The sequence below is a fragment of the Gallibacter sp. Marseille-QA0791 genome (assembly GCF_965119705.1).
In the GTDB taxonomy this organism is placed as follows: Bacteria; Bacillota; Clostridia; order Peptostreptococcales; family Anaerovoracaceae; genus Lentihominibacter; species Lentihominibacter excrementipullorum.
In genome coordinates, this window is sequence record NZ_CBCPMH010000001.1 from 1,617,793 (window position 1) to 1,642,125 (window position 24,333).

Sequence of the window (24,333 nt, forward strand, 5' to 3'; positions counted from 1 at the left end):
AGCCAAAACCCCGCCTGACGGCGGGGTCTTGAGGTATTTAGATGAATATTACACCGATATTCTCATCTACTTATTTATGTGTCTGTCCTTACAGCTTGTAAGCAGCCTTAACAGCAGCAAGCGACTCGTCCAGAGCAGCCAGAACCTTGTCGATAGTCTCGTAGCTCTGAGTTGCAGGTGGCTCGATTCTTACTGTCTTTGCATTTACGAGAGTTCCGGCAACCATTACCTTTCTCGCGAACAGCTCCTTAGTTACTTCGTGTCCGATTTCTGCTTCTGGGAATTCCATGCAGATCAGGAGTCCAGCGCCTCTGTAAGTAGTAAGAACTGTAGGATACTTCTCATGCAGCTTCTTCAGTCCTTCCAGATAGTAGTCGCCCTTTGCCTTCATCTGTCCAGGGATGTCGTTCTCGAGCATGTACTTGATAGTTGCTATGAAAGCAGCGCATGCCAGAGGGTTTCCGCCGAATGTAGGGGATCCCAGGATCCATGGATTGTCGAACATCTTTCCTTCAGTTCCAGTGCCTACGCCGGACTTCTCATAAGTCCAAGGTCTAGCGATGATACCAGTGATAGGAACAACACCGCCGGACGAAGCCTTACCGAAAGTCATGATATCAGGAGTAACTCCTTCGTAGTCGCATCTCCACATCGTACCAGTTCTTCCAAGACCAGTCTGGATCTCGTCGAAGATCAGGCAGCAGCCATACTCGTCAGCGATAGCTCTCAGCTCTTTGAGGTATCCATCTGGTGGAATGTTAACTCCGCCTTCACCCTGGATAGGCTCAACAACGATAGCGGCAACCTTTTCACCAACAGCAGTCAGGTTAGCAACTGCAGCTCTTGTAGCGTCAGCGTTACCATATTCAACGTGCTGTACCTGCTGGATCATAGGGATGTAGTCTTCTCTGTACGAACCCTTACCACCGAGGGAGATAGCGCCCATGGACTTGCCGTGGAAAGCGTTAACTGTGGATATGTACCATCTTCCGCCTGTAGCCAGTCTGGCCAGCTTCATAGCCATTTCCATAGCCTCAGCACCACCGTTAGTCAGGAATGAGTACTGCAGATCTCCAGGAGTGATCATAGCTAACAGCTTGCAGAGATAACCTCTGAGTGGGTCAACCAGCTCCTGGGAGTGGAGGCAGTATCTGTCCAGCTGAGCCTTTACAGTCTTCTTGATTTCCTGGTTGTTATGTCCGCATGCGAATATACCGAATCCGCCGAGGCAGTCGATAAACTCAGTTCCGTATACGTCTACGAACAGGGAACCGTCTTCACCGCCGTCACCCCATTCAACGAATGCGGAGTCAGTTGATACTGATTTTCTGTATTCCAGCCATCCTGGGTTGTAGTTTTCGTTGAAGTTGGCAATAGAGTCTTTGATGACGCTGGCTTTCTGCTCTTCAGTAAGCTCGTCAGCCTCGATCATGGCAACAACTCTTTTGGCTTCTTCCAAAGCCGCCTGCATGTTTCTTTCTGTCATAGTTATCCTCCCTTTTTTAGGTTTTTTCTTTCGCCGCCTGAAATTAACGGCAATCGATGTAACTTCTGTCTATTTATATATTCAATATTCATGCCAACATTATCAACCAAGGTGATTATTTTGCCTTTCAAAATAATAAATTTTCTGACAAATCCTTGATTTCCATGGGTTTTCAAGGGTTTAAAATTTTGAAAACAATTATAATTTTTTATTTTTCTTGATGCTTTTTTTTACTTTTAAGGGATTTTTTTGATTAATTTTGTATCTTTTTCGATATTATTTTCTTGAAAATGATACAAAATTCTTTTTTCATATTCTTCTAAACTATTTTCCCTACAAGTTTCCTTTTCAACACATATTACAGAAATTTTTATTTGCTTTTTCTCATGGACACCTCACACCTTTCTCACAGCCCTGTCCTTCCATGACTTTCGACATGAGGCCGTACCTGTTTTTCACCCCTGTCTTCTGAAAAATATTATTAACGTGCCGCTTTACCGTATATTCCGAAATAGTCAGTTCTTCCGCTATCTGCGGATTCGAAAGCCCCGCACATACACACATGAGAACTTCCCGCTCACGTCTGGTGAGATTATACTTCTCGGAAAAAGCTTCCATCACTTCTTCTCTCCCTCTTGGAACCTCCTCCTTTTCCTCCAGGAATCTCCCTTTAAAGAAAAAGACAAGTATCGCCACATCAACGACAGTACATATTAGAAATATGGGATCGATGGAGGTGATTACCGCAGAGCTTTCCCATCCCCGATTCACATTGATGTAGTCAAATACCGCTACCCAAAGCATGTAAAGATCCAGCATTCCGCTGAAAAACAGGCAGCTGTTTCTACAGGAGCTTTTATCGCTATTTCTTATAGCTATCACGAAAGCTCCCATCCCTATCAACAGGACAAATAAGACGAACAAAAAATTGAGCACCGTTATAACTGTATGGAGCTCCGCGCTAACAGGAACATATCTCTCGATGACAAGAACTATATCATCTCCCAAAATTATCACACCTTCGATGACAACAGCAAACCCGACTATACATCTCTTTATCACTGTCATATTCAACAGCCGTCGTCCCCTTAAACTTTCATACAGTATATTTATAACGTTTATCCATGCCGCCACGAAACAGAAGTAAAATGAATCTGCCACCACTACCAATACTTTCATAATTCTTTCATCAACAGAACCATGTAAAAAGCAATATTGGAAAAATGCAAAAATCATATGTGACAGCAGAAATACGCTCAAAGCGCACAGTCCCCTGCCTATATCACTTTTCTTTTCTCTGGCGATAACGATTATCATAAATGATACAGCAGTCATTACTACTATCATAAATACAGATGTCAAAAGCAACAGGGGTGACATTATTATTCCTCCAAAATAATAAACCGATGATCCTCACCGGTTTATTATATCTTCATTTAACTCAGTCGTCAAAAGTCTTACACAGTCTCACGGTATCGCCACCGCTTCAGATTCTACTCTTCCTCTTCGAAAACCACCTTTCCGTCAAAGATTGTAGTTTTCACCTTAAGATTGGAAACATCCTCTATATCCGATTCGAATATATTCTGATCCAATATCAGCAGGTCTGCTTTCTTTCCCTTTTCCAGGCTTCCTATCTCATCCTCCATGAAGCACGCGTACGCGCCTCCATAGGTCGACGCCTTCACGATGTCCTCGAGTTTCATGCACTCATCGTAAGGTTTGAGAGGTCCTATCACGTATTCATCTCCTTCAGCTACGGCTTCCCTGTCTGTCGTCCTCACATATCCGTCCATTCCCTCGTACCAGAAGTCAAATATCTTCTGAGGAAGCGTCCTGGTGACGGCGCTGTAGTACAACCATCCCAGGTCAGGCTCTGTAACGAAGAAATCGCTGTGAGTAGCTACGTTAAGTCCTGCGTCCACGAAGCTCTGAGCCGGATACATGTTGTCAGCAGCCTCCTGTCCTACTGCCGGAACGTATATATCATAGTAGTAATCATCCCTTACGGACCAATACGGAGCGATTATCGCGTTCATGTTGAGCTCTGCCATCCTGGCGATGTTCTCATCACTTACATATTGAGTGTGTACAAAAGTATGTCTGCTGTCGTTCTCACCGTTGGCTTCCCTGGCCGCCTCCAGCGCGTCAAGGGCATATGTGGCAGCCGCGTTCCCGATCTGATGTATATGTATCTGATAACCAGCCGCGTCTATCTTCGTAAAGAGTTCCGCCAGCACATCGTCATCCCATACCTTTATCCCGCTTCCGCCGCCGTATTCCTCACTGTACTGGCCGTCTATGTACGCGGTTCCTTCCTCCAGGACCTGGTCAGCGAAGAATTTGAATCCGATGATCTGGAAGTAGTCAGTCGTAAATTCCTCAGATTTGGCGATCCCTTCGTCTATCCTGGCCGAAAGCTCCTCCACGTCTCCCATCTCAGGAGCCATGCTCCATATGCCTCGTACCCTGACAGTCAGCTCACCGGCTTCAGCCATCTCCTGGTAGGCCATATATACAGCCTCATCCTCCAGGCCTATGCTGGCATCATAGATCGTCGTTATACCTCGTTCGTTGAGCCATTCCTGCAGCCAGGTTATAGCTTCCTTATACTGATCCTTCGTATACTCAGGCTTCAGATCAGCTACCAGCTTTGCAGCGGACTCCTGAAGCAGTCCGGAAGGCTCTCCCGTCTCAGGATCGCGCTGGATCACTCCCCCTTCAGGATCCTCAGTCTCAGCTGTTATACCGGCCATCTCCAGAGCCTTGGAATTCACCCAGGTCGAGTGTCCGTCGGCTGATGTGAGCATTATAGGCTTATCAGACGATATCTTATCGAGATCTTCCTTCCTTGGGCCCACCGCATCATAGAGGGATCTCATGAATCCCGCGCCGGTGTACACCTCCTGGTCAGGATGTTCCTTCACAAAGTCCTCTATCGCCTTGAGATACTCCTCGTGAGAAAAGTATTCCTGCAGGCCGATTTCAAAGCAGTACTGCACGGAACTCATGACCGGATGCATATGGGCGTCCACGCTTCCCGGCATTACCGTGCTGCCATTAGCATCTATGACTCTGCTGTCTCCGTCCTCATATTCCATCGCTCCCGCTTCATCACCTACGTACTCGATCACTCCATCCTGTACTACGACTGCTTCCGCTGTAGTCCCTTTCTCGTCCACAGTATAAACATTGGCGTTAGTGATGATAATGTTGGATGGTTCTCCACCACCCTGCCCGCAGCTTCCCAATGTCACCGCCATGCCAGCGGACATCAGAAGCGCCAGAACTTTAGTAAGCTTCTTCTTTCTCATTTTTCTCTCCTATCACTTGACTGCACGACTTCGACTTATCAGAGATTATACATATTAGCGGGAAAAAGAAAATAGCACCACAGTGCTATTTTCTGAAAATTCATAAATATTTTTAAATATACCTGGAAATCAACCTGTTCATCTCGATTTCCCACTGATACGGATCCGGTATGGACATGACTTTTTTCTCAAGCCTGGCGATTTCCCCGGCGCTCAGCCTCTTCATATCGGCCGGCTTGCTCACTCTCACCATTCTTCTGGCAGCCTGATACATTTTTCGATCCTTTTCAGGCATGGTCAGATATTGATCTATCATGGCCAGTATTTTGGATTTATCATTTTTGAGACTGCCCTCCACATCCTGAAGGAGGTTTATCATATGGTCGCTCACCAGCCTTGTATCCACATCTTCGGCCCTCTCTATGACGGTCCTCAGCTCTATCAGCTTCTCATCGTCGCTGCACAAGGTGAAATCCCCGGCGGCAAAATCGTCATACAGCTCCGTCCCCGGCTTCACCGCGGCTGTTCTTATCCTGAGGAAGTCAGGGTTTATCTCGTTGACCACGTATGCCGTTTCTTCCGCATTATCCTTCGTGAGCTCCCTGCCGCCTATTCCCGGCATGAAATAAACGGAAAGCTCTATGCCGCCCGCCTTGACATTCTTCCCTGCCGTTATCTCCTGCTGCTGTGTGACACCTTTGTTGATCTTCTTCAGTACCGCGTCGGATCCAGATTCAAAACCGGAATGTATCCTGTCCAGCCCCGCCGCTTTCAGTTCGGCGAACTCTTCCGCGCTGACCTTAGCCAGATTTTCCGCTCTGCCATAGGACGTTATCCTCTTTATGGACGGAAAGGTCTGCCTCAGATATATCAACACGTCGGAAAGCCTCCCGCTGCTGAGCGCCGTGGTGTTGCCATCCTGCAGGAATACATTCTCCGCACCGTCTATTATCCAGTTGGCCATCATATAAAAGCATTGTCGTTCTTCATCAGTCCCCCGGGCCAGCTCCATATTGAGGCCGTCTATATCCCACGTACCATCGGCATTCCTGTAGCTTTCGACTATCCTGGCCTGATAAGCCATGTTGTCGATATCGGCCTTTATACTGTCAGCACTGTATGCTTTGAACTTCGTATGTCTGTAAAGCTGGCAGAACTTGCACTTGTTCCAGGTGCAGCCGTTAGTCACCTGAAGCAGCAGACTTTCCGCTTCACTGGGTGGTCTTATAGGCCCTATCCTGAATGTTCTTTCCATATCGTCCTCCTTATTCCTCTTTGTCATCCTTATTCTTCTCTGGGAGATTTCTCTGTAATTAAGATACGCGTGTTCACATAACATTTATACATAGTGATTATATCACACCCTTTACCGCTCCATAAGGAGGAACAATGATGATATGCCGACTCTTTACACATAAAGTCACGGCCATACCCATATTCCTGGCAGTGATGGCCTGCGTCTTTTATATCACCTTCAACACAGCAGGCAGGCTTCTGGAAAACATGCTGTCATTTTGCGTGGACGGCGCCGCCGAAGCTCTCTCCACCATCCTCTCCCGTCTTGACGCGCCTCCACTGCTGACCTCGCTGCTCATCGACGGCATCTGGGCAGGTGTAGGCAGTGTTCTTTCCTTCATCCCTGTTATCGCCACCTTGTTTTTCCTGCTTTCTCTCCTGGAAGAGTCAGGATATCTCTCCTCCGTGGCAGCTATCCTGGACGGCCCCATGTCCCGCGTCGGTCTTTCCGGCAGATGTGTCGTCCCTATGATATCAGGGTTTGGCTGTTCTGTGCCTGCCGTACTGGCCGCCGCCTCCATCTCTGACAAGAGAACAAGACTCATCACCGTTTCCCTCATCCCCTTCATGTCGTGCAGCGCCAAGCTTCCCATATATTCCATGTTCGCCGCCGCCTTCTTCGATTCGTATCGCTTATTGGCAATTATCTGTGTATACGTGATAGGCATCATTGCTGCACTTATCTGCGGACTGGCCGCCAAATATCTTTGCCCTGTTCCCGGTCATTGTCAAAGACATCCGGCAGTCTGCCGTTATCACAGCCCCGGGAGCTGCAGCACTCCCAGCAGATCGCTTTTACGCATCCCTGACATGAGGATCGTCACATCAGCGGCTGTCTCCAGCGCGGCAGGTTTCGTAAAAAAAGCCTTTACCGTGATACTGGCGGCTTCTGCCATCATCTGGTTCCTTCGATCCTTCGATACAGCATTCCAATTCTCCCCCGATGGCAGCAATAGTCTTCTCGCCTGTCTGGGGAAAACCGTCGCTCCTCTTCTGGCACCTCTTGGCTTCGAAGACTGGAGAGCCGCAGCCGCCATCATCGCAGGTCTGTCCGCCAAAGAAGCCGTGATCAGCACCTTCGCTGTCCTCTCATCATCCGGATCCCCCGCGGATGGGTTTTCTGCAGGACTCTCCGACAACAGCGCCGCACTCTCCCAGATACTTCTACATACCTTTACTCCACCTGCCGCCCTTTCATTCATGGTCTTTTGCCTCCTTTACGCCCCCTGTGTCGCCACTCTGTCCGCAGTAAAAAGTCACGCAGGAGGAGCGAAACAAGCCATAGCCATGTTCTGTATCAATACGACGGCGGCATGGGTCATCGCATTCGCTGTATACAGGATAGGTCTTCTGATATGCCATATGTCGACATAAATCTGCAGAGAAACGCATGCCGGCCCAAATAAAAAACCCCGCTTCCTCATGGTAACACTAGGAAATGGGGTTCCATCCGTCATATCTACTTATTGGAATATATAGTCTTAGTGCTGACTCCTTCCAGCGCTCCCAGCTTTCCCGACAAGGCGCTGATGACATCCTGATCAGCGTCCATGGCAATGCTGATGATGGAGATACCCTTTTCCGGATGTGGTACTCCCATCCTGCCGATTATGTCGCTTCTGTACTCATGAAGCAACGCATTGAGCGCTTCTACAGAGTCCTCGTTTTCCACGATTATCCCTATCAGCGCAGTCCTCGTATCAGTACTCATTATCATCCCTCCTACTATTTATCAGTGCTTCCTCCTATAGCCGCCTTCGGCGACATGAGACCTGGTTATCGCCTTGGAAATGGCGATCTTGGCCTTCAAAACATCGTTAGGGTCCGCATCCTCCTGATGATGAGTCAACCAGTCCTCCGCTTTGGCCTTCTCGCTGAGGACGCGCTCCATGTCTATATCCTCCGACCACTCGACGGCGTCAGTATAGATAATGATGCTGTCGCGCACATCAATAAATCCGCCCGCTACGGCAGCAACTCTGAACTCATCTTTGGCGGCGCCTTCTTCCTGTATCCACAATTCTCCTATGTCCAGGAGCTTGCAGGCCCAGGAATGGCCCGCCATGAAGCCTTCGTCTCCTTCCAGCGTGGTGACGATCACCAGCTCCACATACCCGCGGTAAAACATCTTTGACGGAGTTATTATCTCCAATTTCACGCTGTTTGCCATACCCGTCTCCCGCCTTTACTTTCTGCTGTTCTCAAATTTCTCGACAACCTCGTCGATCCCGCCTGCGAACAGGAACATCTGCTCCGGGATCTCGTCGTGTCTTCCCTCCAATATCTCCTTGAAGCCCCTGACAGTTTCCTTGAGAGGCAGATATTTTCCTTCCATTCCGGTGAACTGGGACGCCACGCTGAATGGCTGGGAAAGGAATCGCTGTATCTTTCTCGCTCTGGCTACGATAAGCTTGTCGTCATCCGACAGCTCATCCATACCCAGGATAGCGATTATATCCTGAAGGTCCTTGTACCGCTGCAATACTTCCTGTACACCTCTGGCCGTCTGATAATGCTCCTCGCCCAGTATAAGCGGATCCATTATCCTGGAAGTAGACTCCAGCGGATCGACCGCCGGATATATACCCAATTCAGTGATGGATCTGGAAAGTACTGTCGTCGCATCCAGATGAGCGAAAGTGGTCGCCGGCGCCGGGTCCGTCAAGTCATCAGCAGGCACGTATACAGCCTGTACTGATGTTATGGAACCATTCTTCGTCGATGTTATCCTCTCCTGGAGCGCACCCATTTCCGTAGCCAGCGTCGGCTGATATCCTACAGCTGACGGTACACGTCCCAGCAGCGCCGATACCTCGGATCCCGCCTGAGTGAACCTGAATATATTATCTATGAACAGCAGCACATCCTGATTTTCCTTATCACGGAAATATTCCGCCATGGTCAGCCCTGTAAGTGCGACCCTCATTCTGGCCCCCGGAGGTTCGTTCATCTGTCCGAATACCATGGCCGTTTTATCGATAACGCCCGACTCTATCATCTCGTAGTAAAGATCGTTCCCTTCTCTGGTACGCTCTCCTACTCCGGCGAATACGGAAATGCCGCCGTGCTCTCTTGCTATGTTACTGATGAGCTCCTGTATCAGGACAGTCTTGCCTACTCCGGCGCCGCCAAAGAGGCCGACTTTACCTCCTCTGGTATACGGAGCTATAAGGTCTATGACCTTGATACCTGTCTCGAATATCTGAGCAGACGTATCCTGTTCCTCGAAAGGCGGAGCCGCCCTGTGGATAGATGCTCTCAGCTCCGTCCCCACATCGCCCTTTTCATCTATGGTGTCGCCGATAACGTTAAACATCCTGCCCAGGACTTCCTTCCCTACAGGCACTTTGATAGGCTCTCCCGTATCCACGGCTTCCATCCCCCTGCGCAGACCGTCAGTGGATGACAGCGCGATACATCTGGCCACATCATCGCCAATGTGCTGAGCCACTTCCGTCACTATCAACTTTCCTTCATGAGTGATATTGATGGCATTCAGCAACTCCGGCATCTCATCCTCATTGAATTTGATATCTATTACAGGGCCTATGATCTGATGTATTATTCCCTTGCTCATTTTCGCCTCCTTTATCTGCTCACCAAAGGTGAGCATCCGTGTCCTCGCAGAGGGCCTCCTTTATCTGCTCACCGAAGGTGAGCATCTGTGTCCTCGCAGAGGGCCTCCTATTTCTGCGCATCGGATCCCGCGACGATCTCTATTATCTCATCGGTGATAGCCGACTGTCTGGCTCTGTTGTAATTGAGCGACAGCTGTTCCAGCATCTCCCTCGCGTTGTCCGTAGCGTTTTCCATGGCCGTCCTTCTGGCCGCGTGCTCACATGTGGCCGATTCCACCACTGCGGCGTATATCATAGTCTCAACGTATTTAGGCACCAGATAGTTGAAGACAGCCTCCACAGACGGCTCGTATTCCACCGGCTTGGAGTTCCTCATTATATCCGGATCCTCTTCTACCTCGAAAGGCAGCAGTGTGATATTCTTCACTTCCTGCTCCATGGAGCTTATGAAGGAGGTATATATCAGGACCACCTCATCGATCTCACCTCTATTGTACATGTCTATTATAGGAAGACTCATTTCTCTGGTCTCGAGGAAGGATATGTCCTCAGGTGGAGCCAGATAATCTCCGTATATCTTATATCCTCGTTTTTCGAAATATTCTTTTCCCTTGGTCCCTATAGCGTATATGATCGGTTCTTCCCAATCCGTATCTATTTCCCGCTGGGCCTCTTTCAGAACATTGGAATTGAATCCTCCGCAGAGACCTCGTCCGCTGGTCACCACTATGTAACAGGTGGTTTTTATCTCCCTGTTGCCAGCCAGATATTCCTGCGGGATGTCCTGCCCGCTGTGGAAGATCTCCGCTATAGTATGGGTTATATAGTGGGAATTGGCGTTGGTTTTTTCGAAGATGGCTTTGGCCTTTCTCAGCTTACCTGCCGATACCAGCTTCATGGCGTTTGTTATGTGCTCCGTACTGGTGACGCTCTTGATGCGCCTCTTTATGTCCTGCATGCTGTCCGATGCCATAATAACACCTCCTAATCGGCCTCACCGTGCTCCGTTTCCTTTATTCCCAGCTCTCGCTTCATCTCTTTCTTGAGTCGCTCTATTCCTTCGATGAGCTGTTTCTCGTTGGCCTCATCCAGTACGCCTGTATCCCTTATGGCGTTGCCTACATGAGGGTATTCCTCCGACATCAGCGTATACAAGCGCTTTTCGAACACTTTGACATTATCCGCCCCGATCTCTGTCAGGTACTTGTTGACAGCGGCGTATATTATCATTATCTGCCTCTCCACAGGTATCGGCTGATACTGCGGCTGTTTGAGTATTTCCATCAGTATCCGGCCGTGTTCCAGACGTGTCTTGGTCTCGTCATCCACATCGGAACCAAACTGAGCGAAATTAGCCAGTTCTCTGTACTGAGCCAGATCCAGTTTGATAGAGCTGGCCACTTTTTTCATAGCTTTTATCTGAGCGTTTCCTCCTACTCGCGATACAGAGATACCGGCGTTTACGGCCGGCCGCTGCCCCGCGAAAAACAGCTCCGTCTCCAGGAATATCTGCCCGTCGGTGATAGAGATAACGTTAGTCGGGATGTATGCCGATACATCTCCGGCCTGAGTCTCTATGATAGGCAACGCTGTGATAGAGCCGCCGCCCAACTCGTCGGAAAGCCTCGCCGCCCTTTCCAGAAGTCTGGAATGGAGATAAAATACATCTCCCGGATAAGCCTCTCTGCCAGGCGGTCTTCTCAGCAAAAGCGACATGGCTCTGTACGCCACCGCATGCTTCGACAAATCGTCGTAAACGATAAGGACATCCTTTCCCTTGTACATGAAATACTCCGCCATAGCACATCCCGCGTAAGGCGCGATGTACTGGAGAGGCGACACATCTGAGGCTGTAGCCGACACGACGATGGTGTATTCCATGGCTCCTCTGTCCTGCAGGTTCTGAACCAACTGGGCCACGGTCGAAGCCTTCTGCCCTATAGCTACATATATGCAGATAACATCCTGTCCCTTCTGGTTCAATATGGTATCTATAGCAATCGCAGTCTTTCCCGTCTGTCTGTCTCCTATTATCAGCTCTCTCTGTCCTCTGCCTATAGGTATCATCGAGTCGATAGCTTTGATACCTGTCTGGAGAGGCTGATTTACCGATTTTCTCTGCAGCACTCCCGGTGCCGCGCACTCTATCGGCCGGGACTCGTTGGATACGATGGTGCCTTTACCGTCTATAGGCTGTCCCAACGCGTTGACGACACGCCCCAGCAGATTGTCCCCCACCGGAACTTCCACTACTTTTCCCATAGGTCTGACGATATCGCCCTCTCGTATTTCCCGGTCAGAACCCAGGATCACGGCGCCCACATTGTCTTCTTCCAGGTTGAGAGCCATGCCGTAGGTATTTCCCGAAAACTCCAGCAGCTCTCCGGCCATGCAGTTTTCCAGCCCGAAGACTCTGGCGATGCCGTCTCCCACCTGGATCACCGTACCAAAATCGGAAATATCCAGCTTATTCTTATAGTTTTTTATCTGTTCTTTTATTACCGCGCTGATCTCTTCCGGTCTTAAATTCATTTTATATCCTCCCTGCCTCAGCCTATCTGCCTGCTGAGGTCATCAAATTTCTTTCTGACAGACGCGTCGATCATCTTACCGTCCACAAGTATCTTGACGCCGCCTATCAGCTTGGGATCGATTTCGTTTTTCAGCTTTACATTTACTTTGAGAAGCCCGGAAGTTTCTTCCTCCAGCTCCTTTATCCGTTCATCGTCGAGATCGACGACCGAATATACAGTTCCGTAGGAAATCCCTTCCTCTTTATCTACCAGCTTCACATACACTTTGACCATCTTGTCGAAGTGCATTATCCTTCCTTTATCTATGAGGATATACAGAAAATTAAGGAGCTCCTCACAGATCCTGCTCTCAAATATATTTCCTATCACGGTCTTCTTTTCATCCGCGGAAATACCCGGGGATTTCACGAAATTATACAGGTCGTGCTGGCTGCGGAATATCTCCGCCACACCCGCAGCCTCTTCTTTTATGACCTCTGTCTTCCCGGTTTCTTTCGCCGCTTCAAAAAGAGCGGTGCCGTAAGTAAAATCAATGGTCAGTTCTTCCATCCCGTACTCCTTGCCTGTCTTATGATCTCATCCACGACAGCTTCCTGTCCCATCTTCTGGATCTCATGCTCCACGATCTTCTCGGCAGCGAGAATAGCGAGAGCGGCGATCTCCTGTTTCATGTCCTCCATGGCTTTTTCCTTCTCCTGCTCTATGGATTTCTCCGCTTTGGCAAGGATGGCCGCCGCCTCCCGATGAGCTTCGTCTATGATATCACGCGCCTGCGCATCGGCCTTCACCCTGGCTTCCCTGATGATCTCACGGCTCTCCTCTTCGACTCTGGCGATCCGCTTGCTGTAATTTTCCATCTTCTCATCAGCTCTTCTGTTGGTGAGTTCGGCGTTGTCAAGGGCGTCCTTGATGGACTGCTTCCTGGTGGCAAGCACGTTCAAAAAAGGTCTGTACAAAAACTTGGTCAATATCCCCACGAGAATCAGGAAATTGATCAAGTAGAATATAAACTCTTGTAAGTTTATCCCCAATGCTTCAACCATAATTACGTTTCCCTTTCATCGCTAAATTCAGTAATGTCAGTTCCTCGCGCGTCTGCCTGCCTATATCTGCGCAAACAGCAGGAACGCTACCAGCAGTCCGTATATACTGAGGGATTCCATAAAAGCAAACGAAAGTATCATATTGGTACGGAGCATACCTGCCGCTTCAGGCTGGCGCGCCATTCCTTCAAGAGCTTTTCCCGCCGCGATGCCCTGTCCTATTCCAGGACCTATCGCTGCCAGACCTATCGCCAATCCTGCACCTATTGCTATTAAACCTCCCATAATCGATTCTCTCCTTTCACTGCGCGCCTTGCGGCGCTTGTTTTTTACAATTATATATGTATATATGAAGCGGAGCGCCGATACGACGTCCCGCGTTCAGACAACGTCTCCTCACAGATGTTCTTCCTCATCCTCCGGCATAGCCTCCTTGATGTATATAGCTGCCAACAGCGCGAACACCAGTGCCTGTATCAGCCCCATCAGAACGCTGAGAGCCTGCATCACCACAGGCAGGCCGATCGGCACCAGATCGAAGAAGGAATTTGTCACCGTATGCTCTCCGAATATATTGCCGTAAAGACGGAGCGTCAGCGAAACAGGTTTCACCAGATCCTCAAGTATCATCAACGGGAACAGGAAAGCGAACGGCTTGAAATAGTGCTTGAAATATCCCAGGCCATGATGAGATCTTATCCCCACCGCGAACATGGTCACGAATACTATTATCGCCATGGCCATCGTACAGTTTATGGAGCCGGTAGGCGCTTCCAGTCCGTCTATATGTCCTGATCCCGGCAGCAGGCCCGAATAATTAGCCAGCAAAATGTATATGAACAGCGTGGCTACCAGCGGGAAATATCTCCGACAGGCTTTGTCGCCCATGATCCCCGAAAAGAAGTTATAAAGGCTCTCTATGGCCCATTCAGCGAAATTCTGAAAACCGGACGGCACCGTCTGGAGCCTCCGTCCCGCCACAATGGAAACGACACACAGTATTATCGTAATAACGGCACTGGTTATCATGCCGTTGGACATCCCTATGGAATGCAGCGCGTCTATCATCACAGCTCCTCCCTTCGTCCATCACCCTGTTTCTTCTGGCCAAACACCAGAACTTTATTCATGACAACAAGCCCCGCAGCCGTCCCTATCAGAAAGGCGATTTCGCTGAAGGGCAGAAAATTTCTCACCAGAAACGCCAGCACTAACGTCACCACGTTCACTCCATAGCTTATCAGCGCCCGCGCATATAGATCTCCGACTCTGCCTGCCGCTTCGCCGGCAGCCTCCTCGTTCCGGAGATATTTTTTCCAAAGCAGAAGATTTTTCAGGAAACCTACCGCCAGTCCCAAAACCAATCCTGCCAAACCTCCTATAGCATAAGTCACCTGTGTCCATCTCCTCTCACTTGTCCTGAGTTCTCTAAATTATACACTTCTTTGCTCCGATTGTAAAATGTTTTTTTTAAGTCTTTTAATTAACAATTTAGTTTTTTCAACGCTTTTAGCTTTTTACCATTTTTTGTAATATGAATTTTCGTCAAAATTTCACAACTTCTTTGCCATCATTTTACCTGACCTCTGACAACGCCTCCTTCGCATCGTCAATCGCCAATATCCTTTATCACGTTTCTCAGCCATTTTTTACTGAAATATCGCTTCGTAAGGAATATGCCTTTGACTGCTTCCTCCAGCTTCACAGCCAACACTGCCAGATATATAGGCCATTGCAGATACAGGGATGTTATGAATGCCAGAGGCACACCTATGAGCCACACCGTGGCAGTCTCCGTCACCATGGCGAATTTGGTATCGCCGCCGCATCTCAGAGTACCAGTCACGTGGGTAGCGTTGTATATGGTCAGCCACATGGTCAGTCCGTATATTATCAGTATCCTGAAAGCGTATTCTTCTCCCTGACGGGAAAAGCTGAACAGGCTCAACAACGGTTCTCCTGCGGCTATGACACCTGCTCCCATGACGATGCCTATGACAAGACCTATCTTGATCATTTTCTTGGACATGGTATACGCCAGCTCCGGTTTCCCTTCGCCCAGCTTCTGACCCACCAGTATGAGGATAGCATCTCCAACGCTGAACGCCGCCAGAGTGAACATGTTATTTATGGTATTACAGGCCTGTACAGCTGCTCCTTCAGCTATGCCTATCCTGGCAAATGCCGCGATATACAGCGATGTCCCGATCCCCCAAAGCGTCTCGTTTGTAGTGGTCGGTAAAGCGTTTTTCACTATCCTGGTCGCCAGATCCCTGCTGTATCCAAAGAAGTCCTTAAGGCTGCCGGCTATCTTGTTTCTGAGTCCAAACACTTCAAACAGGATTATCAGCATTTCCAGAAGCCGCGCTATAGCCGTCGCCAGTGCCGCCCCTTCCACACCCAGGGCCGGGGCTCCCAGATTGCCAAATATGAACACCCAGTTGAGAAATGTATTTGTCCCCAGAGCCGTGACGCTGGCTATCAGCGGCAGCGCCGACTGCTGTGTCGCCCTCAGCGCCACGGTAAACGGCTGAGTTATCGAAAGCATCAGAAACGTGAACGAGCCGATCCTGACATATCCGACCCCAGTCTCTATGACTTCAGGGTATTTCGTGAATATGCGAAGGATGTACTCAGGAAAGAAAAATCCCGCAATAAAAAACAGCAGGCCTATGCCCATGGCTATCGTCAGAGCAAAACCTGTTGTCTTCCTGATATTTTTAAAATCCCGGACACCGTAAAACTGCGATATGAAAGTAGCTGAGCCTCCGGCAAAACCATACAGCAGCATCCAGTGTATGAAAAACAGCTGTACCGACACTCCTACAGCGTTGAGCTCCACTTCTCCCAGGCTCCCTACCATCAGATTATCTATGAGACTCAGACTGGAGCCGATGAGACTCTGCAGCGCTATAGGGAGCGCGACCTTCGCCAGCAGTCCCAGCAAATCCCTGTTGTTCAGCGTTTCCATTTCCCTTTCGCCGGTCATCTGCCCTTTTCCTTCCCTCCTCTGTCCTTTTCCTTCGTTATCTTGTCAGCTTTGAGACTTATATTCCTGTTGCCTGTATCCGACAGCAGCACATAAACCAACATGATAGCCACCGCTATCAATCCCAGATACTCTATCATCAGGCCCCTGCTGTAAAGCACGGCTACTATCCCCATGATACCGCTGATACAGTATAGTATCATCACCGCCCTACGCTGTCCGAATCCGGCCTTCATTATCCTGTGGTGGAGATGTTCCCTGTCAGCTGTACCGATGGACTGACGCTTAGCTACTCTCCTGATAATAGCCATCACCGTATCGAATATAGGCAATCCCAGAACCAGAGCCGGGATGATGACCACGACGATGGTAGCGCTTTTGACGGTACCCAGCACAGAAACAGCCGCTATGGAAAACCCCAGCAGCTGCGAACCGCTGTCGCCCATGAAGATCTTGGCCGGATGGAAATTGTACGGCAAAAATCCCAGCGACGCTCCGGCTATGGCCATCATCGCCAGCGTTGGGACGTACTGGCCATGGATATAGGAAACATAGCCGATGCACAGAGCCGATATGGCTGATATGCCGGCAGCAAGGCCGTCCAGTCCGTCTATCAGATTTACCGCGTTCGTTATGGCCGCCAGCCACAGCATCGTTATGACGAAGCAGGTAACTTCTCCAAAATCCGTGTTCCCGGGACCAAAGTAGTTGGTGATGAATTCTATCCTTATCCCCATGGCGTAAACTGTCGCCGCGCATATCAACTGCCCGGCCAGCTTCACGACAGGCTTCAGATCCTTTACGTCGTCTATCAGCCCCAGTATATATATCATCGTACAGCCTATCATCACCGCGATGAAATCCTCGTCCTTCACCGCGAAAATAAGCAGCGACACCATGATTCCCAGGTATATGGCGATGCCGCCGAATCGAGGCATCGGCTTTTTATGGACCCTCCGTTCATCCTTGGGCACGTCCATGATACCCAGCCTGGGAGCGGCCCAGATAGCAAATGGCGTCACCGCCGCTGCCACGACCAGCGCGACGACGAACGGTCCCCACAGTTCTATACTGGTAGCTGTCACTTAATCTCTCCTAACATTATTATCTTGAGCCCGGCTTCATCCAGTATATCAACTGACAACTGATCCGGGTATCCTTCCTTCACCACTATCCTGCTTATGCCTGCGTTTATTATCATCTTGGCGCATATGACGCAAGGCTGGTGAGTTATGTAAATGGTAGCGTCCTCTATGCTCTGCCCTAAGGTCGCCGCCTGTATTATAGCGTTCTGTTCCGCATGTAACGCCCGGCACAGTTCGTGCTTCTCTCCCGACGGTATCCCCAGCTGCTGCCTGAGGCATCCGCCTTCCCGGTCTCCGCAGTGCTCCAGCCCTCTCGGAGCTCCATTGTATCCTGTCGCGATTATATGCTTGTCTTTCACTATGACTGCGCCTACCTGCCTTCTCAGGCATGTGGACCGTTGTGCAGTCAATACCGCCATATTCATGAAATATTCATCCCAGCTGGGTCTGTTATCCATATTTCTCCCCCTGTCATCAATAATAAACTTCCGCCAGATAGAGCCCATAGGGCGGCGCCGTATGGCCGGCCGCACGTCTGTCCCTGGCTTCCATGATGTCCGTCATCGTCCCGGGCATCATCTTTCCCAGGCCGATATCCACCAACGTCCCGACGATTATCCTGACCATATTGTACAGGAAGCCATCACCGCTGACGCTGATCTCAATATCCCCTGAAAAACCGGCCGCAGCCTCTTTCCCGGGGATCGACAGGCCGTCTCCCGCCGTTCTTTTGTCGTTATTTCTTCCCGTTTCGACCACGTCCAAGTCGAATATCCTTCTGACAGTAGTCTTTCTCGGCGTCCCTCCCGAAGCCTCGAAGGACTTGAAATCGTGGACTCCTTCCAAGCACACGGCCGCCTCCTTCATAGCAGCCACATCCAAAGGCCTGTCCACATGATATACATAGTTCCTCGAGAAGACATCATTCACAGCCGAATTTCTTATCCTGTAGATGTATCTCTTCCCTTTGGAATCGAATCTGGCGTGAAATCCGACAGGCTTTTCCTCTGACGAGATCACTCTCACCGGAGAACCGGCAAAAGCTCCCTCCTCCCGGCTTCTCAGCGCATTATTGACAGCAAGAGCTATCCTTCCTGCCGGTATGCCGCTGGATGTCTCAAAAGACGCCCGCTGCCCTAAAGCGTGAACGCCCGCGTCAGTGCGGCTGGTGCCGTTGAGGCTTATCTTCTCCCTGAGCAACGACGACAGCGCCTCTTCAAGATGTCCCTGGACCGTCGGTCTGTCCGGCTGCCGCTGCCAGCCATGGAATGACGAGCCGTCGTATTCTATTGTCAGCAAAATATTTTTTTTCATAATTCCGCTTTCATTATATAATACTTTGACATGGATTTACAGATATTGTTTAGATAATACCGATTATTTCTCCCGACAGTCTCTCACCTCTCACAGCAGGAAAGGCCATACCACGAAAATGTAAAACGAACCGCAGCCGCATATGTACGGGCCCAGGGGCCTTGTATCATCTTTTTTATATCTGCCCGAAGCCAGCCCCACAGCAGCGAAGATACCGCTGAGCATAGAGGCTCCTATAAGAGTCGCCACCGTCCCCGTCACTCCCAGAGCCAGACCCAGGGAAGCAAACAGCTTCACATCCCCGAACCCCATCACTTCCTTTTTGAATGCAGCCCCTCCCAGAACAGCCACCATCATCATGACTCCTCCTCCGATAAGCGCTCCCAGCAACGGCTGCCATACGGAACTGTGGTAAGGGATGAAGCCAAAAGCTGACAGAGCCAACATTATGACAAACTGGTCAGGTATCACCATATATTTGAGATCAGCCAATCCTATCATCATCATGGCCCAACATGCAAAAAGCCCCGCGGCCGCCATGCGTACGTCGAAAAACGACAGTCTGACCAGCAGGCACGCGAATCCGGCTGCATATATCCACCGCCAGGGAAATCCTTTGACTCTCTGTATGTGCGGATCCGTCAACTCCCGTGGCGGCTTCTCGCCATAATCGCACAGCCAGCGAGCCGGCATCCTATTGAATATATATACGATCGAAAAGCCTGCAACTGTGCCCACCACAACGCTTGCCACGATCTTTATGATGATTTCCACCATACGGTTTTCCCCCTTTATCTACTTTATTCTATCAATTTCTTTTTTTCACCACAATATTATTTTGGGTTTTTTGTCGTAATATGGAGAATGCCGTCGTACGTTTTATATAGTAAATTTACGATTTTCCTGTAAAATCACAGTAACGGCACTAGTAATCAACATTAAGGAGATAAATTATGATAAGCAACATGTTACCGCACGAAAAGGATATCGTCCTGATCGTTGACGATACGGCGGCAAACCACGAGGTAATACAGACATTCCTCAGCGATATAGGGGTTAAATGCGAAAACGCCTTTGACGGAATGGAAGCAGTCACCATGTGCGGCTCAGTAGAAAGTGACTACTACTCCCTTATATTGATGGATATCAATCTTCCATGTATGGACGGGCTGGCCACCACTCAAAGAATACGCCAGCTGGGCGTCACCTCGCCCATAATCGCCGTGACCGCCGCCAGCAGAGATGAAGAGAAAATAAAATCAGCGGAGACTGACGAGCTGTTTGACTTACTGCTTTTCAAACCTTTCAACGCCGCCGCGTTTTATACGACCATATCGCCCTACATAAAGTCAGCCATCCTCCACTCGCTCTCCCCCGATATCATATCGGCGGAAACATGCGGCTTTTCCAGCCTTGATCCGAAAATCTGCGACATACATACAGCGATAGACAACATGGGCAACAGTCCAAGGCTCTTCATGAAGCATTTCAACAATTTCAAAAATAATAACGCCGATTTGTCCCTGCGGCTCACAGCACTGATAGAAAAGCGGAAATTTTACGACGCCGCCATGCTGTGTCACTCCATAAAAGGGCTTTCGGGGATGTTGGGGCTCACCTCTCTGTACAGACATGTGGTAGAACTGGAGACCATACTGAAAGGCCATGCCTCCGAAGGCGACTGCACTCCCGCCGGACTTTCCGACATGTCGCGCATGCTGGCGCTCATAAGCGATGACGTGCGTCTCATATGTCAGGTACAATTGTAGAAATGCAATACAGAGAAAAACTCACGAGCACACGGTATAGACCGCCTATTCGCGAGTTTTAATGTTTTATCGGCATTTTACAGGAGCGGTACACCATGCCGCCCCTGCCTGTTCTCCACGTTCTGTCCGTTTATCTTCCAAAATCTATGGCTACATCTCCTGCGTCGGATACTATCTTGATGAGGTGTGCTCCGTTCCCCTGGCGTATTCTTCCGGAATCGCCATAGCTGTTGGCGCCTATGCGCAGATCTCCATAATCGACATTCACATCGAAAGAGTACATGTCTTCAGTCAGCGACGTCTGCATATCAACATCGCCATAATCCACCGCGATGTCCGTCTCCCCTGAAAACTCTCCTCTCATATCCACGTTCCCTGAATCAGCTCTGATGATAAGGCCCCCACTGACCACGGACGTTCCATCCACATCACCGTACCCCGCAGTGATCTCCATATTCCCGTATGATACCCTGTTCATATGGATATCTCCATAACCGGCGGATATGTCAGCAGTCTTCATCGAAATACCGTCCATATCGACATCTCCGTAACTTGTGTCTATATCGACGCTGTCCAGCTCTTCACCTTCCGGGACACAAACCGTCAGATATGGAGTTCTGTCTCCACTGCCCAGGTTTATCAACGTGGTGTCGTTTATCTCCCTGGCATCCACCATGAGAACGCCATCCTGTATCTCGAATACCGGTTGCTGCGACGTTTTGTCATAGGTCAGTGTTGTCTCGGATTTTTCACCGCTGATGAAATTCACATCCATATCGCCCGTAACTCTGACCGAATCGAAGCCCACGTTCTCCCCGGCCGTCTCGCCCAGGGAGACGCTGCTCATCTCCGCATCACCGACCTTTATCCAATCATATCTCTGATCCATATCGTTCACCCCGCGCATGCCACCTGTGAAATAACCGATGACAACCATCAGCAGTCCCAGGCAGCATACAGCTCCGCACACGATAAAAAAGCGTTTCAATCCGTTATGTCCGTTACGCATCTTTCTCGCCTCCTTCCTGCTCGTCTCTGTAACGCCACTTTTTCCGTTCGCCGGCCTCCAGCGCTTTCCTTATGCGCCGCCTTTCGTTCTGTCGCCTGGCTGTCTTCACTATCGCCGCTGTACCGGCTTTGACTCCCATAGCCAGCAGCGCACCCATGGCCACCATAAAGCTCAGCCCAACAAGGCCTATCCCCATCAGGAATGCGGCTGTCGAGATCGATACGGGAATAGCCAGGATCCCTACCACTATGCATGCTATGGCTCCCAGTACGCAACCGGCTATCCCGGCGAATACACCGATGACACAGCATATAAGCGCAACGAATATGGATATTGCCAACGCTCCCAATGCCACTGCTAACGGGATCGATACCGGTGCCGAGCATATCCCCAGCACCACATACCAGGCCGCCGACAACCCCTTTTTAACAGTAGGCTCCTCCTCTTCATCGAATAACCTCACAGCATATTCCGACTTTATCTGGCTCGCCACCTTCTTAGGGCTGCCCAGGCGTTCCAGCACATCCTGTTCCTTATCTGCTCCTGCCTCGTCAAAGTACTCCTCATAGTACTCGACGGCGGCTTCTATCTCCTCCTGAGGTAATCTGGAGATCTCCTCCTTCAACCTCGCTATGAATTCCCTCCTATTCATCTTCTCCTCCGTCCTTTCCTTCTGGATCCTTCCCTGTTTTCTCATCCAGAAACGTATCTATAGCATGTTTGTAATCGAGCCACTGGGTACGGTACTCCTCGAGCTTGCTCCTTCCTTCTTCCGTAATGGAATAATATCTCCTGTTCCTGCCCTGATACGGCATGTCATACGTCCTGCAAAGACCTTCCTTCTGCAATCTTCTCAGCACAGGATACAGGGTGGACTCCGAAACCACTATGGCACGCTTCATCGACTGCGTTATCTCATAGCCGTAAGTATCTCCTTCGACCAGGATAGCTAGAGCGCATGCATCCAACAGCCCCGATTCTATCTTAAAGCCCATATGTACCTCCTCTCTGTATCGCCTCCCGCGGGACACGGGTCATGATTTTTTATACAATATTGTTTTCTGTTTAATACTATATATCATATAATATTATTTGTCAACAACTTATTTTCGCACATTATAAAAAACTGCTCCGCCGGATCTCTATAAGATCCGGCGAAGCAGTCTGTATATCTCTGACAATCTCAGCAGTCCTGATCAGTCGCCTTCCTGTACGTCTTCATCAACTGTTTGTCAGTATGACACGTTCCACAGCCTCTGATACATCCTCACACCTGTCGCAGCAATGTTCCAGCTGATCATATAACAGCGTCCACGCCATTACGTCCACCGGATCCGCCTGCTTGTCCGCATAAAGCCTGTGCATGGCCTCAGTAAACAGCTGGTCTCCTTCTTCCTCCAGACGATTGATCTCAATGATGGACTCCTTGAGCTTTTTCGACTTTCGGAAATTAGGGAACTCCTCCATCATTATCTTCATCTCTCTGCAGCACTTGATGATTATTGCGGAAAACTCCAGCGCTTCCTCTCTGAGCTGTGTGATGTTGTACATATACATCCTCAACAACACGTCCTCCAGGCTGTCTGTCACATCGTCAATGACGTCAGCCAGCTCCAGTATGTCTTCTCTGTCGATAGTCGTTATAAATTCTTTCAGCAGCTTCTGGAGCATCTCGTGCTTGGCGATATCCGCCGCATGCTCTATCTTATGCATTTCCTCGATATGATGCGACAGCTTCTCCGGTTCAAAATCCTGCAGATACTCATTGAGCATTTCCGCAGCGGCGCATGCGTATGAAACTCCATCCACCAGCATGCTGAAATAATCGTGATTTTTCTTCCTTCCCATATCTATCGTCCTCCATTAGAATATCCACATAAACAATTTTGCCATCAAAAATCCTATCAGCCCGCATCCGGGGAATGTAAGCACCCATGTCATACCCATATCTTTGACTATGCCCCAGTTGACACTGGATAACCTGCGCGCGGCGCCAACACCCATGATAGCCGTAGTCTTGGTATGAGTCGTCGAGACCGGGAGCCCGGTAAGCGAAGACAGGAGCAGGCATCCGGCCCCGGCAATATCTGCTGCGAACCCCTGATACTTTTCCAGCTTGACCATATCCATGCCGACCGACTTGATGATGCGGTATCCGCCGATAGATGTCCCCAATCCCATGACCAGGCTGCACAGCAGCATCAACCATATAGGTATCTCAAAGGTGGTCGTCCCACTCTGTCCATTGACCAGGAATACTCCCAACATGAAGACTCCCATGAACTTCTGACCATCCTGCGCCCCATGCATGAAAGCCATGGTGGCACCTCCTACGACCTGAGCTCCGCCGAAGAAACGGGTCGTCCTGCGTCGATCCATCCCTCGACAGATAAACGTGATCATCTTGGAGCAGAACCATCCGAAAGCGAATCCCAGAATCGTGGACAGCACCAGACCGTAAATGACTTTTATCCATTCCGAACCATTGATCCCGTCCAGTCCGCTGTGAAGAGCGATAGCCGCTCCTGATATACCTGCGATGAGAGCATGGCTCTCACTGGTGGGGATACCGAACCACCAGGCAGCAGTCGCCCAGGTGACGATAGCAAACAGTGCGGCGCACAGTGCTATCAACGCTTCCGTAGCATCCCCGCCAAAATCCACCATATTATAGATAGTAGCGGCGACACTGGCGTTTATCATCGTCATGACGAACACGCCAAAGAAGTTGAACACGGCAGCCATGACGATGGCCTTGCGGACGCCAATAGCCCGGGTCGACACGCATGTGGCAATGGCGTTAGGCGCGTCTGTCCATCCGTTGACAAGGATGACCGCCAATGTCAGCAGAACGGTTATCGCCAGAACAGGATTCGATATCATCTGATCGAAGAAAGTGAAAAATGAAATCGTCAT

General features: G+C 49.7%; 26 protein-coding genes. 2 read left to right on the forward strand and 24 right to left on the reverse strand.

Going from position 1 to position 24,333, the window contains the following annotated elements; translation table 11 throughout:
• Nucleotides 1-88: 88 nt before the first annotated feature.
• The 4 genes from ACQY69_RS07515 to ACQY69_RS07530 all read right to left on the reverse strand — a co-directional run bounded on the left by ACQY69_RS07515 (nucleotide 89) and on the right by ACQY69_RS07530 (nucleotide 6,055).
• A complete protein-coding gene (locus ACQY69_RS07515; RefSeq protein WP_428259909.1) occupies nucleotides 89-1,486 on the reverse strand; it encodes an aminotransferase class III-fold pyridoxal phosphate-dependent enzyme in 1,398 nt (465 codons plus the stop codon).
• A gap of 384 nt (nucleotides 1,487-1,870) precedes the next feature.
• Nucleotides 1,871-2,665 carry a response regulator transcription factor gene (locus tag ACQY69_RS07520; RefSeq protein ID WP_428259911.1) on the reverse strand — a complete coding sequence of 265 codons (795 nt, stop codon included), beginning with the start codon at nucleotides 2,663-2,665 and terminating at the stop codon, nucleotides 1,871-1,873.
• Nucleotides 2,666-2,979: 314 nt separating this feature from the next.
• Nucleotides 2,980-4,800: an amidohydrolase gene (locus ACQY69_RS07525; RefSeq protein ID WP_428259913.1), complete on the reverse strand. Its 1,821-nt coding sequence runs from the start codon at nucleotides 4,798-4,800 to the stop codon at nucleotides 2,980-2,982.
• 112 nt (nucleotides 4,801-4,912) lie between these two features.
• Nucleotides 4,913-6,055, reverse strand: coding sequence for a radical SAM protein (locus tag ACQY69_RS07530; protein ID WP_428259915.1), 1,143 nt, complete (start codon nucleotides 6,053-6,055; stop codon nucleotides 4,913-4,915).
• 248 nt (nucleotides 6,056-6,303) lie between these two features.
• Here ACQY69_RS07530 and ACQY69_RS07535 point away from each other — a divergent pair, with 248 nt between their 5' ends.
• Complete coding sequence (locus ACQY69_RS07535; RefSeq protein ID WP_428261033.1) at nucleotides 6,304-7,470, forward strand: nucleoside recognition domain-containing protein; 1,167 nt, start codon at nucleotides 6,304-6,306, stop codon at nucleotides 7,468-7,470.
• Nucleotides 7,471-7,555: 85 nt separating this feature from the next.
• On the opposite strand, the gene ACQY69_RS07540 is transcribed toward ACQY69_RS07535, so the two are convergent.
• The 15 genes from ACQY69_RS07540 to ACQY69_RS07610 all read right to left on the reverse strand — a co-directional run bounded on the left by ACQY69_RS07540 (nucleotide 7,556) and on the right by ACQY69_RS07610 (nucleotide 19,416).
• Entirely contained in the window at nucleotides 7,556-7,807 is a 252-nt protein-coding gene (locus ACQY69_RS07540; protein WP_428259917.1) for a TM1266 family iron-only hydrogenase system putative regulator, read from the reverse strand.
• Between the two features lie 21 nt (nucleotides 7,808-7,828).
• Complete coding sequence (locus tag ACQY69_RS07545; protein WP_428259919.1) at nucleotides 7,829-8,266, reverse strand: F0F1 ATP synthase subunit epsilon; 438 nt, start codon at nucleotides 8,264-8,266, stop codon at nucleotides 7,829-7,831.
• Nucleotides 8,267-8,281: 15 nt separating this feature from the next.
• Nucleotides 8,282-9,673, reverse strand: a complete 1,392-nt coding sequence (atpD, locus tag ACQY69_RS07550; protein ID WP_428259920.1) for a F0F1 ATP synthase subunit beta — start codon at nucleotides 9,671-9,673, stop codon at nucleotides 8,282-8,284.
• Between the two features lie 107 nt (nucleotides 9,674-9,780).
• Complete coding sequence (gene atpG / locus ACQY69_RS07555) at nucleotides 9,781-10,647, reverse strand: ATP synthase F1 subunit gamma (RefSeq protein ID WP_428259921.1); 867 nt, start codon at nucleotides 10,645-10,647, stop codon at nucleotides 9,781-9,783.
• Nucleotides 10,648-10,658: 11 nt separating this feature from the next.
• Nucleotides 10,659-12,206, reverse strand: a complete 1,548-nt coding sequence (gene atpA / locus ACQY69_RS07560; RefSeq protein WP_428259922.1) for a F0F1 ATP synthase subunit alpha — start codon at nucleotides 12,204-12,206, stop codon at nucleotides 10,659-10,661.
• Between the two features lie 17 nt (nucleotides 12,207-12,223).
• Nucleotides 12,224-12,757 carry an ATP synthase F1 subunit delta gene (gene atpH, locus ACQY69_RS07565; RefSeq protein WP_428259923.1) on the reverse strand — a complete coding sequence of 178 codons (534 nt, stop codon included), beginning with the start codon at nucleotides 12,755-12,757 and terminating at the stop codon, nucleotides 12,224-12,226.
• A complete protein-coding gene (gene atpF / locus ACQY69_RS07570) occupies nucleotides 12,745-13,251 on the reverse strand; it encodes a F0F1 ATP synthase subunit B (protein ID WP_428259924.1) in 507 nt (168 codons plus the stop codon). Before atpF ends, atpH begins: the two co-directional genes overlap by 13 nt.
• A gap of 60 nt (nucleotides 13,252-13,311) precedes the next feature.
• Nucleotides 13,312-13,536, reverse strand: a complete 225-nt coding sequence (gene atpE, locus ACQY69_RS07575; protein ID WP_428259925.1) for an ATP synthase F0 subunit C — start codon at nucleotides 13,534-13,536, stop codon at nucleotides 13,312-13,314.
• Nucleotides 13,537-13,647: 111 nt separating this feature from the next.
• Nucleotides 13,648-14,319, reverse strand: coding sequence for a F0F1 ATP synthase subunit A (gene atpB / locus ACQY69_RS07580; protein WP_428259926.1), 672 nt, complete (start codon nucleotides 14,317-14,319; stop codon nucleotides 13,648-13,650).
• Complete coding sequence (locus tag ACQY69_RS07585) at nucleotides 14,319-14,645, reverse strand: hypothetical protein (protein WP_428259927.1); 327 nt, start codon at nucleotides 14,643-14,645, stop codon at nucleotides 14,319-14,321. The genes atpB and ACQY69_RS07585 overlap by 1 nt, the downstream gene beginning before the upstream one ends.
• Nucleotides 14,646-14,860: 215 nt before the next feature.
• Nucleotides 14,861-16,240, reverse strand: a complete 1,380-nt coding sequence (locus tag ACQY69_RS07590) for an MATE family efflux transporter (protein WP_428259928.1) — start codon at nucleotides 16,238-16,240, stop codon at nucleotides 14,861-14,863.
• A complete protein-coding gene (locus ACQY69_RS07595; protein WP_428259929.1) occupies nucleotides 16,237-17,325 on the reverse strand; it encodes an MraY family glycosyltransferase in 1,089 nt (362 codons plus the stop codon). Before ACQY69_RS07595 ends, ACQY69_RS07590 begins: the two co-directional genes overlap by 4 nt.
• Nucleotides 17,322-17,783, reverse strand: coding sequence for a deoxycytidylate deaminase (locus ACQY69_RS07600; protein WP_428259930.1), 462 nt, complete (start codon nucleotides 17,781-17,783; stop codon nucleotides 17,322-17,324). The genes ACQY69_RS07595 and ACQY69_RS07600 overlap by 4 nt, the downstream gene beginning before the upstream one ends.
• 16 nt (nucleotides 17,784-17,799) lie before the next feature.
• Nucleotides 17,800-18,639: a tRNA pseudouridine(38-40) synthase TruA gene (gene truA, locus ACQY69_RS07605; RefSeq protein ID WP_428259931.1), complete on the reverse strand. Its 840-nt coding sequence runs from the start codon at nucleotides 18,637-18,639 to the stop codon at nucleotides 17,800-17,802.
• Nucleotides 18,640-18,729: 90 nt separating this feature from the next.
• Nucleotides 18,730-19,416, reverse strand: coding sequence for a prepilin peptidase (locus tag ACQY69_RS07610; RefSeq protein WP_428259932.1), 687 nt, complete (start codon nucleotides 19,414-19,416; stop codon nucleotides 18,730-18,732).
• A 176-nt stretch (nucleotides 19,417-19,592) separates the two neighbouring features.
• Here ACQY69_RS07610 and ACQY69_RS07615 point away from each other — a divergent pair, with 176 nt between their 5' ends.
• The gene (locus tag ACQY69_RS07615) at nucleotides 19,593-20,408 is read left to right on the forward strand and encodes a response regulator (RefSeq protein ID WP_428259933.1); all 816 of its coding nucleotides are present in this window, start codon (nucleotides 19,593-19,595) and stop codon (nucleotides 20,406-20,408) included.
• A 130-nt stretch (nucleotides 20,409-20,538) separates the two neighbouring features.
• Here the strand turns inward: ACQY69_RS07615 and ACQY69_RS07620 are convergent, their stop codons facing one another.
• The 5 genes from ACQY69_RS07620 to ACQY69_RS07640 form a co-directional block, all read right to left on the reverse strand.
• On the reverse strand, nucleotides 20,539-21,417 hold the full coding sequence (locus tag ACQY69_RS07620; RefSeq protein WP_428259934.1) for a DUF4097 family beta strand repeat-containing protein: 879 nt from the start codon (nucleotides 21,415-21,417) through the stop codon (nucleotides 20,539-20,541).
• Nucleotides 21,410-22,069 (reverse strand): DUF1700 domain-containing protein, encoded by a 660-nt coding sequence (locus ACQY69_RS07625; RefSeq protein ID WP_428259935.1) that lies wholly within the window; start codon nucleotides 22,067-22,069, stop codon nucleotides 21,410-21,412. Before ACQY69_RS07625 ends, ACQY69_RS07620 begins: the two co-directional genes overlap by 8 nt.
• Nucleotides 22,062-22,412, reverse strand: coding sequence for a PadR family transcriptional regulator (locus ACQY69_RS07630; RefSeq protein WP_428259936.1), 351 nt, complete (start codon nucleotides 22,410-22,412; stop codon nucleotides 22,062-22,064). The genes ACQY69_RS07625 and ACQY69_RS07630 overlap by 8 nt, the downstream gene beginning before the upstream one ends.
• Nucleotides 22,413-22,638: 226 nt before the next feature.
• Complete coding sequence (locus ACQY69_RS07635) at nucleotides 22,639-23,265, reverse strand: DUF47 domain-containing protein (RefSeq protein WP_428259937.1); 627 nt, start codon at nucleotides 23,263-23,265, stop codon at nucleotides 22,639-22,641.
• A 15-nt stretch (nucleotides 23,266-23,280) separates the two neighbouring features.
• Nucleotides 23,281-24,333 (reverse strand): anion permease, encoded by a 1,053-nt coding sequence (locus ACQY69_RS07640; RefSeq protein ID WP_428259938.1) that lies wholly within the window; start codon nucleotides 24,331-24,333, stop codon nucleotides 23,281-23,283.

Excerpts from the sequence above, each read along its gene's own strand:
- atpG (WP_428259921.1), bottom strand. The coding sequence starts at position 10,647 with ATGGCATCGGACAGCATGCAGGACATAAAGAGGCGCATCAAGAGCGTC.
- ACQY69_RS07625 (WP_428259935.1), bottom strand. The coding sequence starts at position 22,069 with ATGAATAGGAGGGAATTCATAGCGAGGTTGAAGGAGGAGATCTCCAGA.
- ACQY69_RS07545 (WP_428259919.1), bottom strand. The coding sequence starts at position 8,266 with ATGGCAAACAGCGTGAAATTGGAGATAATAACTCCGTCAAAGATGTTT.
- ACQY69_RS07640 (WP_428259938.1), bottom strand. The coding sequence starts at position 24,333 with ATGACGATTTCATTTTTCACTTTCTTCGATCAGATGATATCGAATCCT.
- ACQY69_RS07530 (WP_428259915.1), bottom strand. The coding sequence starts at position 6,055 with ATGGAAAGAACATTCAGGATAGGGCCTATAAGACCACCCAGTGAAGCG.
- ACQY69_RS07540 (WP_428259917.1), bottom strand. The coding sequence starts at position 7,807 with ATGAGTACTGATACGAGGACTGCGCTGATAGGGATAATCGTGGAAAAC.
- atpH (WP_428259923.1), bottom strand. The coding sequence starts at position 12,757 with ATGGAAGAACTGACCATTGATTTTACTTACGGCACCGCTCTTTTTGAA.
- truA (WP_428259931.1), bottom strand. The coding sequence starts at position 18,639 with ATGAAAAAAAATATTTTGCTGACAATAGAATACGACGGCTCGTCATTC.
- ACQY69_RS07525 (WP_428259913.1), bottom strand. The coding sequence starts at position 4,800 with ATGAGAAAGAAGAAGCTTACTAAAGTTCTGGCGCTTCTGATGTCCGCT.
- ACQY69_RS07600 (WP_428259930.1), bottom strand. The coding sequence starts at position 17,783 with ATGGATAACAGACCCAGCTGGGATGAATATTTCATGAATATGGCGGTA.
- ACQY69_RS07590 (WP_428259928.1), bottom strand. The coding sequence starts at position 16,240 with ATGACCGGCGAAAGGGAAATGGAAACGCTGAACAACAGGGATTTGCTG.
- ACQY69_RS07635 (WP_428259937.1), bottom strand. The coding sequence starts at position 23,265 with ATGGGAAGGAAGAAAAATCACGATTATTTCAGCATGCTGGTGGATGGA.
- atpF (WP_428259924.1), bottom strand. The coding sequence starts at position 13,251 with ATGGTTGAAGCATTGGGGATAAACTTACAAGAGTTTATATTCTACTTG.
- ACQY69_RS07515 (WP_428259909.1), bottom strand. The coding sequence starts at position 1,486 with ATGACAGAAAGAAACATGCAGGCGGCTTTGGAAGAAGCCAAAAGAGTT.
- ACQY69_RS07610 (WP_428259932.1), bottom strand. The coding sequence starts at position 19,416 with ATGGTGGAAATCATCATAAAGATCGTGGCAAGCGTTGTGGTGGGCACA.
- ACQY69_RS07535 (WP_428261033.1), top strand. The coding sequence starts at position 6,304 with ATGCTGTCATTTTGCGTGGACGGCGCCGCCGAAGCTCTCTCCACCATC.
- atpE (WP_428259925.1), bottom strand. The coding sequence starts at position 13,536 with ATGGGAGGTTTAATAGCAATAGGTGCAGGATTGGCGATAGGTCTGGCA.
- ACQY69_RS07620 (WP_428259934.1), bottom strand. The coding sequence starts at position 21,417 with ATGCGTAACGGACATAACGGATTGAAACGCTTTTTTATCGTGTGCGGA.
- ACQY69_RS07615 (WP_428259933.1), top strand. The coding sequence starts at position 19,593 with ATGATAAGCAACATGTTACCGCACGAAAAGGATATCGTCCTGATCGTT.
- ACQY69_RS07630 (WP_428259936.1), bottom strand. The coding sequence starts at position 22,412 with ATGGGCTTTAAGATAGAATCGGGGCTGTTGGATGCATGCGCTCTAGCT.
- ACQY69_RS07520 (WP_428259911.1), bottom strand. The coding sequence starts at position 2,665 with ATGAAAGTATTGGTAGTGGTGGCAGATTCATTTTACTTCTGTTTCGTG.
- atpB (WP_428259926.1), bottom strand. The coding sequence starts at position 14,319 with ATGATAGACGCGCTGCATTCCATAGGGATGTCCAACGGCATGATAACC.
- atpA (WP_428259922.1), bottom strand. The coding sequence starts at position 12,206 with ATGAATTTAAGACCGGAAGAGATCAGCGCGGTAATAAAAGAACAGATA.
- atpD (WP_428259920.1), bottom strand. The coding sequence starts at position 9,673 with ATGAGCAAGGGAATAATACATCAGATCATAGGCCCTGTAATAGATATC.